The organism is Marinobacter albus, from assembly GCF_030238305.1.
Classification (GTDB): Bacteria; Pseudomonadota; Gammaproteobacteria; order Pseudomonadales; family Oleiphilaceae; genus Marinobacter; species Marinobacter albus.
On sequence record NZ_JASSQD010000002.1, the window covers coordinates 630,516 to 643,157 of the forward strand.

The 12,642-nt window shown below is 60.5% G+C and carries 10 protein-coding genes; 5 read left to right on the top strand and 5 right to left on the bottom strand.

The genetic code is table 11. The features are described 5' to 3' along the window. Position 1 precedes the first annotated feature (1 nt). Positions 2–970 (top strand): tyrosine recombinase XerC, encoded by a 969-nt coding sequence (gene xerC / locus QQF73_RS14375; protein ID WP_285368616.1) that lies wholly within the window; start codon positions 2–4, stop codon positions 968–970. A 59-nt stretch (positions 971–1,029) separates the two neighbouring features. Then, positions 1,030–2,469 (top strand): GGDEF domain-containing protein, encoded by a 1,440-nt coding sequence (locus tag QQF73_RS14380; RefSeq protein ID WP_285368617.1) that lies wholly within the window; start codon positions 1,030–1,032, stop codon positions 2,467–2,469. Here the strand turns inward: QQF73_RS14380 and QQF73_RS14385 are convergent. After that, complete coding sequence (locus QQF73_RS14385) at positions 2,463–2,696, bottom strand: DUF2789 domain-containing protein (RefSeq protein ID WP_219867907.1); 234 nt, start codon at positions 2,694–2,696, stop codon at positions 2,463–2,465. The two genes, QQF73_RS14380 and QQF73_RS14385, sit on opposite strands and share 7 nt — an antisense overlap. Positions 2,697–2,792: 96 nt before the next feature. On the opposite strand from QQF73_RS14385, the gene QQF73_RS14390 reads away from it, so the two are divergent. Then, a complete protein-coding gene (locus tag QQF73_RS14390) occupies positions 2,793–5,585 on the top strand; it encodes an ATP-binding protein (protein WP_285368618.1) in 2,793 nt (930 codons plus the stop codon). Positions 5,586–5,604: 19 nt separating this feature from the next. Here QQF73_RS14390 and QQF73_RS14395 read toward each other — a convergent pair whose 3' ends face one another. Beyond that, the gene (locus QQF73_RS14395; protein ID WP_219868145.1) at positions 5,605–5,925 is read right to left on the bottom strand and encodes a hypothetical protein; all 321 of its coding nucleotides are present in this window, start codon (positions 5,923–5,925) and stop codon (positions 5,605–5,607) included. Positions 5,926–6,185: 260 nt separating this feature from the next. Here QQF73_RS14395 and QQF73_RS14400 point away from each other — a divergent pair, with 260 nt between their 5' ends. Both QQF73_RS14400 and QQF73_RS14405 read left to right on the top strand, forming a co-directional pair. Continuing rightward, positions 6,186–6,776, top strand: coding sequence for a hypothetical protein (locus QQF73_RS14400; RefSeq protein WP_285368619.1), 591 nt, complete (start codon positions 6,186–6,188; stop codon positions 6,774–6,776). Between the two features lie 49 nt (positions 6,777–6,825). After that, entirely contained in the window at positions 6,826–9,006 is a 2,181-nt protein-coding gene (locus tag QQF73_RS14405; protein ID WP_228743549.1) for a patatin-like phospholipase family protein, read from the top strand. A 5-nt stretch (positions 9,007–9,011) separates the two neighbouring features. On the opposite strand, the gene QQF73_RS14410 is transcribed toward QQF73_RS14405, so the two are convergent. The 3 genes from QQF73_RS14410 to QQF73_RS14420 form a co-directional block, all read right to left on the bottom strand. Beyond that, a complete protein-coding gene (locus QQF73_RS14410) occupies positions 9,012–9,689 on the bottom strand; it encodes a GntR family transcriptional regulator (RefSeq protein WP_219867911.1) in 678 nt (225 codons plus the stop codon). A gap of 86 nt (positions 9,690–9,775) precedes the next feature. Then, the gene (gene cls, locus QQF73_RS14415) at positions 9,776–11,206 is read right to left on the bottom strand and encodes a cardiolipin synthase (protein ID WP_219867912.1); all 1,431 of its coding nucleotides are present in this window, start codon (positions 11,204–11,206) and stop codon (positions 9,776–9,778) included. 2 nt (positions 11,207–11,208) lie between these two features. Continuing rightward, positions 11,209–12,291 carry an AraC family transcriptional regulator gene (locus QQF73_RS14420; protein WP_219867913.1) on the bottom strand — a complete coding sequence of 361 codons (1,083 nt, stop codon included), beginning with the start codon at positions 12,289–12,291 and terminating at the stop codon, positions 11,209–11,211. Positions 12,292–12,642 lie beyond the last annotated feature (351 nt).

Sequence of the window (12,642 nt, forward strand, 5' to 3'; positions counted from 1 at the left end):
GGTGCCTGACCAGACCGGATCAGTGGAGCCGCCAGCCAGTCTGAACGCTCCACTGGAAGCCTTCATCGGTCACCTCGCCTCGGAAAAACGCCATTCCCCCCGCACCTGCGACAGTTACCAGCATGACCTCCTGTGCCTGGCCCGGTGGTTGTCCGAGGATCAGCGGGATCAGTGGCAGTCGGTATCCAATCATGACCTGCGTCGCTACGTTGCGAGGCTCAGCCGGAACGGGCTGAACGGTCGCAGTATCGCGCGGCATCTGTCGGCGATTCGCCGTTTCTACCAGTACCTGTTGCGGGAACGACTGGCCACCGACAATCCCGCGCTGGGTATCCGGGCCCCCAAGAGTGCACGGCGCCTGCCCAAAGTGGCCGATGTGGACCAGCTTAATCACCTGCTTGATGCCAGCCCGGATGATCCGCTGGAGATGCGCGATCTGTGTATGTTTGAACTGATGTACTCCTCCGGGCTGCGACTGTCGGAACTGGCCAGCCTGGATCTGGACTCGGTGGACCTTCAGGGCGGCGAAGTCCGGGTGCTGGGCAAGGGCGGGAAGGAGCGGGTTCTTCCCGTCGGGCGCAAGGCGAGGTCAGCGGTGCGGGCCTGGCTGCCGGTGAGAGCCGGCCTTGCTGCCGAAACGGAACAGGCGCTGTTTGTCAGTCGACGGGGCGACCGGATAAGCCACCGCAGCATTCAGGCCCGACTCAATCGCTGGGGGCTGGCCAAAGGCGCTGACCAGAAACTCCATCCTCACCTGCTGCGTCATTCCTTCGCCAGCCATATGCTGGAATCCAGTGGTGACCTCCGGGCCGTCCAGGAATTGCTGGGCCATGCCGACATAGCCACGACCCAGGTATACACCCATCTGGATTTTCAACATTTAGCCCGGGTTTATGACCAGAGTCACCCCAGAGCCCGCCGTCATCCGTATCATGGTCAAAAACGTAAGCAAGACGGCGCCGGTGACTAGCCGGGCACCGCATCAAAACCGCTAACTTGCGGTCGGCACAGGCGAAACGGGAGCGCTTCATGGCATCTGATCAGTCCTGGAAGGAGAAATACCTTCGGGAACTGGAGTTGGCAGACATTCGGGAACAGCAGTGGAAAGTTGAACGTAATACCCTGGAGCGGATGCTGGTGCGCACGAGCCTGGCCTCGGAAGGTCAGACGCCGGAGCTCGATCGCCTGTTGGCGCAGGTTCGCAAGGACCTGCGCAAGAAAAGTGTGGATGTCGATGCCTGGCGGGAGTTGCAGGAGCAGATTGACCGGCAGGTGGCTTTGCTCGACGAACTGGCCGCCCCTGAAAACCGGGAGCGGCCGGAGGCGCCGGCTGTCAGCCCCGCCCCGGTATCCGCGAAAGCGGGGAACGTCCCGGGTGATGATCAGGACCTGGCCGACAACACCCAGCGCCTCCGGATCGCGCGGCGAATCGGGCAGCTGCTGGGGCAACTGCTCAACAGTGTGACACTCGAACCGGCTGCCGAGGTTCGCGCCCGGGCACTGCAGCAGTCATTGCTTTCGAGCAATGACTGGAACGAACTGCGGGAAGGCCTGAATCACGTGGCCGAGCTCGTGATCGCAGCCGTCACCCGAAGCCAGCGGGAATTTGAGGTCTTCCTGAAGCGACTTGATGAGCGACTCGAGGTGCTGCAGGAGCACTTTACGGAGCAGTCTTCCGCCCAGACGAGTCGATTGAGCGCGTCCGAAGCCCTGGATCGTGAAATTCGGCAGGAGCTGGAGCGGGCGGGCTCGGATCTGAGGGATAGTGAGGATCTGCAGCAGCTGAAAGCGTCGGTCAGTCAGCATCTGTCATCCATTGGCCAGGCAATGGGACGGTTTCGTGAACAGGAAACGGAGCGGGAGAAGGCCCTGTCGGAGCAACTGGGCGTCATGCAGGAAAAGATTGCGGCCATGGAGGCACATTCCGAACAGATGCAGAGTGAGGTGCGACGGGAACGCCAGCGGGCGATGACCGACCTGCTCACCCAACTGCCGAACCGGGAGGCTTGGCAGGAGCGCCTGTCCTTCGAGTTCAACCGCTGGCAGCGGTATCAGCAGGCATTGACCATTGGCGTGCTGGATATCGATTTCTTCAAACGAATCAACGACTCCTATGGTCACAAAGCCGGTGATCGGGTGTTGCAACTGGTCGCCAGGGAACTGAGCGAGCGGCTTCGGGCAACGGATTTCATTGCCCGCTTTGGTGGCGAAGAATTTGTCCTGCTGTTTCCTGAAACCACGCCGGATGCGGCCAAAGTGGCGATGGATAAGCTCCGGCAGCATGTTGGCAACCTGCCATTTCATTTCAGTGGTGAGCCGGTAAGGGTCACTTTTTCGGCCGGGTTGGCGGCTGTCGGACAGGGCGATTCTGAGGAGACGGTGTTTGATCGTGCCGACCGCGCCCTGTATCTGGCGAAGGACGACGGCCGGAATCGTGTTCAGATCAGTGCAGAGCAGGTGGGTCAGTGACGCATCATTGCGTCCAGTTCGTCGATGATCTCAGCCCAGTCACTATCGTCCTCAAGGCCTTCTTCCAGGAAGTGGGACTGACTTTCCGACCAGAATGGAGCATCCTGAAGCGCGATTTCCCGGGGCAGTGGCGAGTACCTGGCCACAAAGTCCTCAATGCTCTTTTCGTCGGCCGCCAGGCCGAGCTGTTCGAAAAGGGTATTGAGCGTGTGCTTGCTTGTATCCATGGATACAGATCTCCTGATTGACGGTTGCCTGAATGAAATCCCGGTCGTTTGCAGGTATTGTTCCCTGAAATGTAGCGGAACCCTTGAGGATATCCAGTGAAGGTCATCCTTCCCTTCTTACTATGCTGCCTGCTTGCGCTGTTTCAATCCCCGCTTCGAGCGGATCCGCCCCAGCCATCGCCGTCGCCGGTTCTTGGCAGTGACGAATTGGCCTGGCTTGCCGAGCAGGACAGTTTCCGGATTGGGGTCCACGTCGGTCAGGTCCCGCTGATCTTCGATACCGGTGACGGCAGCCTGGCAGGCACCTATATCGACTATCTGGCCCGGCTCTCTGACAAGCTCGGGGTGCCAATGAACCCGGTGATAACCCCCACGAATGGCGACCCGGAACCCGAGCAGACCGTGCCTGAGATCGATGCCGTACTGACGACCCGCTTGCCGGACACCCAGATAACGCCGGGGAAACGTTACAGCGAACCGCTCATGACTCTCACCTATGGCCTGTTCGTCAGTGCCGGTGACGTCGCAATCCGCGGTCTGGCGGACCTGGAAGGAGGGCGGATCGCGGTTATTGACGGCGATCTCAACCAGTACCCCATGCTGGATCCGGTCGAGAGCTTCACGCCGGTGGAGGTCGAGAGCATTGCCGAGGCCGTCAGCGAGGTGCTTTCGGGCAACGCCGATGCGTTTCTGGGCCCGGTGGCGGTGGTTTCGGATTACCTGCAATCGGCGATGATCAACGGCATCGGCCTGGCTGCCCTGCTTGATGAGACCACAGTCGATGTAGTGTTCCAGGTGGATGTCAACAACGACCGCCTGTATTACGTCCTGAATCAGGCCATAGCCGCAATCAGCCATACCGAGCACCGGGTGATTCGGCAATCCTGGTTGCAGGCCGATGTGCCTGCGCTGGAACGCAGCGGGCTGGAGTTGTCGGTGTCCGATCAGGAATGGCTCAAGCGGCACCCGAACCTGCGGGTCGCGTTCCGGGCTGACTGGCCTCCGTTCGAGTACGCCCAGGATGGTCGCCCGACCGGGCTGGTGCCGGACCTGGTGACGCGGCTTGAAACCGAACTCAACGCCCGGTTCAACCGTACTGTGGTGCCGGACCGCATGGCGGCTGAAGCTCAGTTAAAGGACGGAGACATCGATATCCTACCGGGACTGTCGCGGACGCCCCGCACCGACAGGGAGTATCTGTTTACCCGCGCCTACCTCACCGTACCGATCGCCCTGGCCATCCGGGACGACGGTCGCTTTATCGGCGATCTGCGGGAGTTGCGGGATGAGCGGGTTGGCGTGGTCAACCGACACGCGGCTCACGACTACCTGCTGATCAACCATCCAAACCTCGATATTTACCCCATGGATACGGTCGAGGAAGGGCTGCTGGCCTTGTCCAACGGCGACCTGGAGGTGATGGTGACCCACATCCCGGCGGTGAGTTACACGGTGGCCAGGCTTGGGCTCTCGAACCTCCGGATCACCAGTATCACCCCTTACGAGTACGATCTTCGGCTGGCTGTCAGAAAGGATAGGCCGGAGCTGCATCGCATTCTGAACCAGGCCCTGAACAGCCTCGAAGCCACCGAGACCGAAGCGATCTATAACCGCTGGATTCATCTGGATATCGAGCAGGAAACCGACTACACCGTGGTGCGCCGGGTGGTGCTGATTGCCCTGCTGGTGGTGCTGATTTTCCTGTACTGGAACCGCAAGCTGTCGCGGGAGGTGGATGAGCGTATCCGGTCCGAGAATGCCCTCCGTCGCAGTGAGGACGAACTCCGGGCGGCAAAACTGGAGGCCGAGCGCCTGGCACGGGAGGCGGAAACCGCGAGCCTGGCGAAGAGCGAGTTTCTGGCCAACATGTCCCATGAGATCCGAACGCCAATGAATGCGGTGATCGGGTACAGCGACCTGCTCAACAACACGGTCACCGATCCTCAGCAACGCACGTACCTCGACGCCATTCGGGCCGGCAGTCGCAGCCTGCTGATGCTGATCAACGACATCCTGGATCTGTCCCGCATTGAAGCCGGGAAGATGCGCCTGGACTACTCGGCGGTTTCCCTGCGCCAGTTGCTCGGTGACGTCCGTCATATATTCGATCTGCGGGCCAGGGAACAGGGCATCACCCTCGAAGTCAGTGTCGATTCAAAAATGCCCGCCGCCATGATGCTGGACGAGACGAGGCTTCGCCAGGTGCTGTTCAACCTGGTGGGCAACGCCATCAAGTTTACCCACGAAGGAGGCGTGACAGTCAGGGCAACGGCGACGCCTCTCAAGCTGGGAGAGCTAACGGAGGAAGGTGTCGAAGCCGACCGCCAGTATTACCATCTGGTGGTTACGGTAAAGGACACCGGGATCGGTATTCCCCCGGACCAGCGCGAGCGCATTTTTGATGCGTTCGAACAGCAGGAAGGCCAGAATACGCGTCGCTACGGAGGTACCGGACTGGGTCTCGCCATCAGTCGCAAACTGGCGCGCATGATGGGGGGCGATCTGGAACTGGAGAGCGAGCCCGGAGTCGGGTCCGTGTTCACAGTGGTCATTCCCAGAGTGGCGGCAACCGGTGAACAGGCCGAGGATGAGGGGGCGCCAAGAGAAGCGGAACGTCTGCTGGCCCAGACGCTGAGCATGCAGGAGCGGGGCTGGCTACGGGAGCAGTTGGCGACGGACTTTGGGGACGAATGGAAAACCGTGCGAGAGAGCGGTGATCCGGAGCAGATGAAGGATTTTGCACGGCGGGTGCTGGCGTGGGGGCAGCGGTTTCGCTCGCGTTCGGTGACCCGCTATGGCGAGAAACTGTTGGCCGACGTAGAGGCGTTCAATCTGGATGCGGTGAACAGTTCCCTGGAGGCGTTTCCCAAGCTTCTGGGCCGTCAGTGACGGCATGGACATGGACGCGTCAGAGGCAGTCGAACTGGGAGCGGCGGTCAAAGGCCACGGCGACCATGTCGTAACCGGAGTCCGATAACTGGCGGATCAGCTGGCGGTCGCCCAGGAGCGTCATGCATACCTTGTGCACGCTTGCCTGAAGCTGCTCTACTGGGGGCTGCCGGGACTCGAAGCGGAAATCAACAATGAGGTACTTGCGGTCGATGGCCGAGGAGGCGGGAATATCCTCGCGCTCCACACTCTCGTACCCGATGTAGGTCGCCTGATCCTGGGGGAATATCTGGCTCATCAGGAGGTCGAGATTTTCGCCGTGGGCTGAAAAGGCGGGCATCAACAATGCGGCGGTCACGAGACTGAGCGCTAAAGGGGTTTTCATGAGAGCCACTCCTGGTGACAATCCGGCATTTTCGTTACTGAATGTAAATTTTTGTTGCAGTGGATTGTCGCAGAGTTGGTGGCATTTTGCGTGATCCAGTGCATGGATTTTTCAATTGTTTGCAGTTTGCATGTGTTTGGTTGAGGGGGCGAGAGCCGCCGGCGGCCACGCTATCAACTATTCTGTCATTAGAACAGTCATAAAGAGGAAATCGCATGTTTCAGCTTGTCTTTAGGGGAGAATGCGCTCCCGGTACGGATCTGGAAACCGCCAGGAATAATGCGCGAAGCCTTTTCAAGGCCAGCGTCGAGCAGGTGGACCGGATGTTCAGCGGCCAGCCGGTGGTGATCCGTAATAAACTGGAAGAGGTGCAGGCCGAAAAGTACCGGGCGGTGCTGAAGAAGCACGGCATGATTGCCCACGTGCAGCCGATGGCGGGGGCGGAGCCGGCCCGGCCAAATCCCGGGCCAGCGAAAGTAACGCCGGCACGGACCGAATCGGCCCCTGAACCCCGGACTGCTGCGCCCGGGGGCAAGGTTCCGGAAACCGAGCCCGGTGAGCGCTTGCCCGTTGCCGGCGACAAGGTGGATGACATCCTTTCGGGCTCGGGTCTTGGTCTCGACCCGGTGGGTGTGACCCTGATGGAACACACCGAGGTGGAACCGCCCATGTTCCAGCACCTCGACGACTGGACACTGGCGCCCGCGGGAACGGATCTGGGCGTCGACCGGGAACTTCCGCCGCCCGTGGTACCGGATGTGTCGCACCTCTCTCTGGCGGACGATGACACCTCCGGTAAACAGTGATGTGGACGCTGGGAAAAGGATGTTTCAGCCGGTGACAAATGTCCTTCTGATGCTTGCCCTCGTGGTCGCCGTTGTGGCGTCGCCACTGTCGGCGGCCGAACGTCCCCGGGTCGGACTGGTGCTGAGTGGCGGCGGGGCGAAGGGGATGGCCCATGTCGGCGTGTTGCGGGTGCTCGAGGAGATGAACATCCCGGTGGATGTCGTGGTGGGAACCAGCGCCGGTTCGGCGGTCGGTGCACTCTACGCATCGGGCATGCCCATTGAAGACATCGAGAGCCGCTTTATCGAAATGGATTGGCTCTCCAGTTTTCAGGACGACCCTGGCCGCGTCTACAAACCGGTACGGCGCAAGAGTGAGGAGGTTCGACTGCCGCTCACGCCGGGCATCGGCCTACGGGCGGATGGCCTGCACGTGGGCGGCGGCATCATTGCCGGCCAGAACCTTGGTTTTATCCTGAATGAACTGACCCGCAGTGCCGCCCTGGTGGAGGATTTCGACCGCCTGGCCATCCCGTTCCGGGCGGTGGCAACGGACCTCGAAACCGGTGAGCAGGTGGTAATTGGACAGGGCAACCTGGCCGAAGCCATTCGTGCCAGCATGAGTATTCCCGGCGTCTACGCCCCGGTCCAACGTGACGGGCGCTTGCTGGTGGATGGCGGAGTGGCCAATAACCTGCCGGTCAGTGTGGCCCGTGACATGGGGGCTGACGTCATCATTGCCGTCGACATCACTGACTCACTCGTGGACACCGAGCAGCTCAGAGAAGCCTTCTCCGTCATGGGTCAGCTCACCACCATCATGACCCGGCGCAACACCGATGAACAGCTGGCCCTGCTGGGTGAAAAGGACGTCCTGATCCAGCCCGATCTGAAAGGGTACAGCTCCGCCGATTTCTACGACGCATTGACGCTGTTTGAGCTGGGTGCCACCGGAGCCCGGGAACACGCGGTGGAACTGAGACCACTGACGGTACCCCGGGCCGACTGGACTGACTACAAGGCCCAGCTGTCCTCCCGGGCCTACAGTTCGACCCCCATCGCACGGATCAGGATCGAACAGGGCGGGTCTCTGGCTCCGGAGTTCCTGCGGGAACGGATTCAACAGGAGACCGGGAAACCGCTGGATGTCGAGGTGCTCGAGGAGGACCTGAAACGGATTTACGGCCTGGGTTACTACGAGACCGTGTCGTACTCGCTGGCTCCGTCCCCGGAGGGCACGGTATTGACGATTGAGGTCCGGGAAAAAAGCTGGGGCCCGAACTACTTGTCGTTCGGCCTCAGTTATGAAGACAACTTCGATGGCGAGACCCGCTTCAATATTGCCTCGGGCTTGAGGATGACCGAGCTCAACGATTTAGGTGCCGAGTGGCAAACCGGTGTTCAACTGGGCACGGAACCCTGGGTGCGAACCCAGTGGTACCAGCCTCTGGATTACGGTTACCAGCGCTTCCTGGTCGTGGGTGGCGAGTACACTCGGGAAACGTTCAGTCTGTACGACGGAGGCACCGATCCTGTAGCCGAAGTGGATGTCACTTTTCGGGAGCTGGATCTTGCCCTGGGCACGGAGTTGGGCGGAAACGCCGAGGCCCGTTTAAAGTACACTCGCGGCTACGCATCGGTTGACGAGTTGGTCGGGCAGCCGGTTGTGAGGGAGGACAACGTCCATCGGGGCGGCATCAGCCTGCAACTGGTCCATGATTCCCTGGACGATTCCTTCTACCCGCGCCACGGGGCCTTTGCTGGCGTACGAGGGAGAATGGAACGGGAGGAGCTGGGTTCGGACCGTCACTTCGATTCGGTGACCGGAATGCTGCTCGGCACCGACAGCTGGCAGGGCTTTAACCTGACCGGGCTCGTGTACGGAACGGCGGTCACCGGGGGCGAACCGGGCATTGAGAACGCCGTGAGGTTGGGCGGCTTTCGCCGACTCTCGGCCTACGCCTCCGGTCAGATCACCGGTGATAACGCCCTGCTGGGCTCGGTATACGCCAGCCAGGCCTTTGGAGGTCCCCTGCTGCCCTGGTTTGCCGGTGCGGGCTTTGAGGCGGGTAACGCCTGGGAATCGTTTGATCAGGCCAGCTGGAACAACTCGGTCCGGTCCTGGAGCCTGTTTGCCGGGGTGGATACCTTCCTCGGGCCGATTCAGATCGCCACCGCTTATAATAACCGCGACGACTGGACCGCCTATCTGAACATCGGCTTCTCTTACACCCAGCTGTTCTACCAATAGTTCGGCTATGCGCCCTTGCGGTCCGTGGTTGCGATTGCGTCCAGCACCTGCTGGCATTGCTGCATGGCGTAACGGTGCAGGATGCCCGCAAGCTTTTCCTCGTCCCGGTCCTTGATGGCCTGAATGGATTCCTGCATGTGAGCGAGGTTGTCCTCGAACACGTGGCTGCCCCCCTGTTGAAAGGCCACGAACGCGCAACGCTTGGCGGAGGGCCAGAGGTCATCAATGGCCGCGACGATGAAGTAGTTATCGGCATAGGCCAGGGAGGCCTTGGTGTACTCGATGCCGAGCTCGAGAAAGGCCATCAGGTCACTTTTCTCGAAGCAATCCTTCATCCGGGCATACAGTGACTCCAGGCGTTCCATGTCTGCCGGCTGCCATTGCCGGACCAGCTTGCGCCCGGTGTGGGTCAGGTAGAGCTCAAGGGTCTCGTAAAGGCTGCGGACGAAATAGTCGTCCAGCGGGGTGACAAAAGCGCCTTTGCGCGGCACGTTGCGCACCAGGTGGCGCTTTTCCAGCAGCAGCAGGCCTTCCCGGATGGAGCCGTGACTGACATCCATTTCCTTGGCCATCGCACCTTCGTAGATTCGTTCGCCCGAGCGGAGCTGGCCGAAAGCAATCAGGTTCTCAATGTGGCGGGCGACCTGCTCGGTCAAAGTCTCTCTGGGTTTGAACGCGTTCATGGTTTTTTTATCGTTACTGCGTACTGGCTGATTCGTCAGGGCATATTCGCACAGATGAGCTTGCAGAAACCAGTGCGAAGCTTTTCTCAGAGTAGCGGCGCCAGCAGGCGAATGGCCCGGCAGGTCAGGCGGAAGGGAATGGAGCGTTCCCGGTAATCGCTTTCGACCATCAATCGACAGTTGTCGAGGTCTTCCTCAAGCATGGACTCCACGCTGGTGATGAAATGCCGGGCGGTGGTGACGGCCATGATCTCGAAGTTCAGGCGCATGGAGCGATTGTCCAGGTTGGCCGTGCCCACTGCTGCGTAACGATCGTCCACCAGAATAACCTTCTGGTGCATGAAACCCGGCTGGTACCGGTAGATCTGTATGCCGGTTTTGCAGGCCTGGACAAGGTATGAGTAAGCGGCCAGCCCAATCAGGCGGCTGTCCGATTTTTCCGGAATCAGAATCCGGACATCCACGCCCCGGAGTGCCGCCAGTTGCAGCGCGTTCATGATCTGGAAGTCAGGCACGAAATAGGGCGAGGAAATCCAAAGCCGGTTGCGGGCATTGTTGATGCAGTTGAGGAAAAACAGGGTGCAGGTTTCCCAGTCGTCGGCGGGGCCGGTCGGCAGCATCAGCACACGGTCCCCGCCGGCGCTGGAGACCCGCGGCGCCCAGTCCAGTTCCGGGACGTCGTTGCTGGCCCAGTTCCAGTCTTCCAGCCAGCTCAACTGCAGGCCAATGACAGCGGGCCCCTCGATACGGCAGTGGGTGTCTCGCCAGGGCTCCTGATCGATGGCCGTGCCCAGGTATTCGTCGCCAAGGTTGATGCCACCGACAAAGCCAATGACGCCGTCGCAGACCAGCAGTTTACGATGATTACGAAAGTTGATCTGGAATCGTCGCCGGCGGATGTTGCCATCCCCAAACGATGCGATTCTGGCACCGGCCGCCGCCAGCTGCTTCAGGTAGGTTCGGGGCAGCCATACGCTGCCGATGTTGTCGTACAGGAACCAGACTGCCACACCCTGGGCCAGTTTCCGTTCCAGAATGGATTTGATGCGCTGCCCCACCCGATCAGAGCGAATGATGTAGAACTCCAGGAGAATGTAGCGGGTGGCATTTTCCATGGCTTCAAACAGCGCTTCAAAGGTGGCCTCGCCGTCCCGTAACAGGGTGCAGCGATTGCCCTCGGTAAACGGCTGGCGACCAAGTTTGCACAGGACCTGCAATTCATCGGTGAAGTATTTGTCGGCCGGTGCCGGAATCGAGGTGGTTTGCCGCTCAAAGCGATTGAGCAGGGTGGTCAGGGCCTCGTCACCCATGCGCCGGGCCTTGACGTAACCTCCGAACCGGTAACGCCCGAACAGCAGGAACAGGGGGACGGCGAGGTAGGGCAGGCCAAGCAGGCCAATGATCCAGGCAATGGCGCCTTGGGCGGTACGATAGGTCAGCAGAATCCGGTAGATGCAGGTCAGTGCCGCCAGGTACAGCAGGCCAACCGCCACGGCCACCAGTGAGACGTTCTCCATGATCATTCTTCCGCGTCCGTATTGGCTTCCGGGTCGGGCTCGTTGGATGGGCGGGCAAGGTGGCTGGCCCGGTATTGCGCCGGTGCCATACCGGTCCAGCGCTTGAAGGCCCGGCTGAAGGCGCTGAGCTCGGAAAATCCCAGCAGAAAGGCTATTTCGCCCAGGGCATAGTGGTCTGCCGCAACATAACGCAAGGCCTTGTCCTTGCGCACCTGTTCAACCAGTTCGTGGAACCCGAGTCCCTCCCGTTTCAGTTTCCGGTACAGGGTCTGGCGGCTCATGTGGCATTGCCGGGCCAGGCTGTCGGCGTCGATCCTGTCCGTGGCCATCTGTTTCGAGATCAGTCGCCGGATCTTGCGACCGAACGAGCGTCTGGGCTGCAGGCGGGCCAGAACCGCATTCACCTGTTTCAGGACGGCCGAGTATACGTAGGGGTTGCGCCGGGGGATCGGGTGGCTGAGGTGGCGGCTGTTAAAGGCGAGACGGGTAGTGGCGCAGTCAAACCGTACCGGCCCGCCCAGGACCTTTTCGTATTCTTTCGCATAGCCTGGCCGGGGGTGGGCAATCTCTGCCCATTCCGCCGCGATCTGCGGGTGAATGAAGTGGCGGGTCCGGCTGAGCGCCGCGGCCAGGGTCCGGTCCATGTCTTGCCGGCAATAGTGATCCGGGATATCCGGTTGCCAGGTCAGGATGGCCAGCTCGCCGGTCTGCTCGAAGCTCAGAATGACCGATTCGTTGATCAGCCGGTGCAGACGGACATACTGGGTAACGGCCTCGCCCAGGGTGTCGCAGTTGAAGAATACGTGGCCCACCAGCCCCATGCGTTCAGGGTCGACCACCTGACCGGCATGCAGTCCCACGCCGGGGTCTCCGGTCACCTGTTCGGCATAGTCCCAGAGTTGATAGTGGGCGGTTGCCGGCACCCGCAGGTCCGGGTCCGACAACGCCTCCAGGTCCAAACCGATGATCTGCCCCACACGGTCCGGGTCCAGAACCCCCTGGCGTTCGAGGTAGTGGACCAGGGCCAGGGTGCTGGAGGCGGCAACCAGGGGGGTGCTGCTGTCGTCGGACTGAACAGGAATCAAAATATCGGTCCCGATGGTTAACAACTTTTCATCCAGACTGATACAAAATGTCAAATGGGTGAAACAGCTTGTCAACGGTTTGTCATGCCATCAACGATAGCATTAAGTCATCAGGTTGAAGCAATGGAAAGGTGTTTTCAGGAGGTGTTTTATGGAACAGGAAATTTTCGTACCTCATACTGAGCGTGAACGGAAAAACGTGATGGCGCTCGCAGAGTATCTGAACAGCATCTTCTACTGCTGATCAGTCAGGCGTAAAGCCTATGACCTTGGAGCCGGGGAACCCCCGGCTTTTTTTCGTCCGCAGAATCTCTCCCGCCCTTCCCGACTTGCTCAACTGACTGTCAGTGG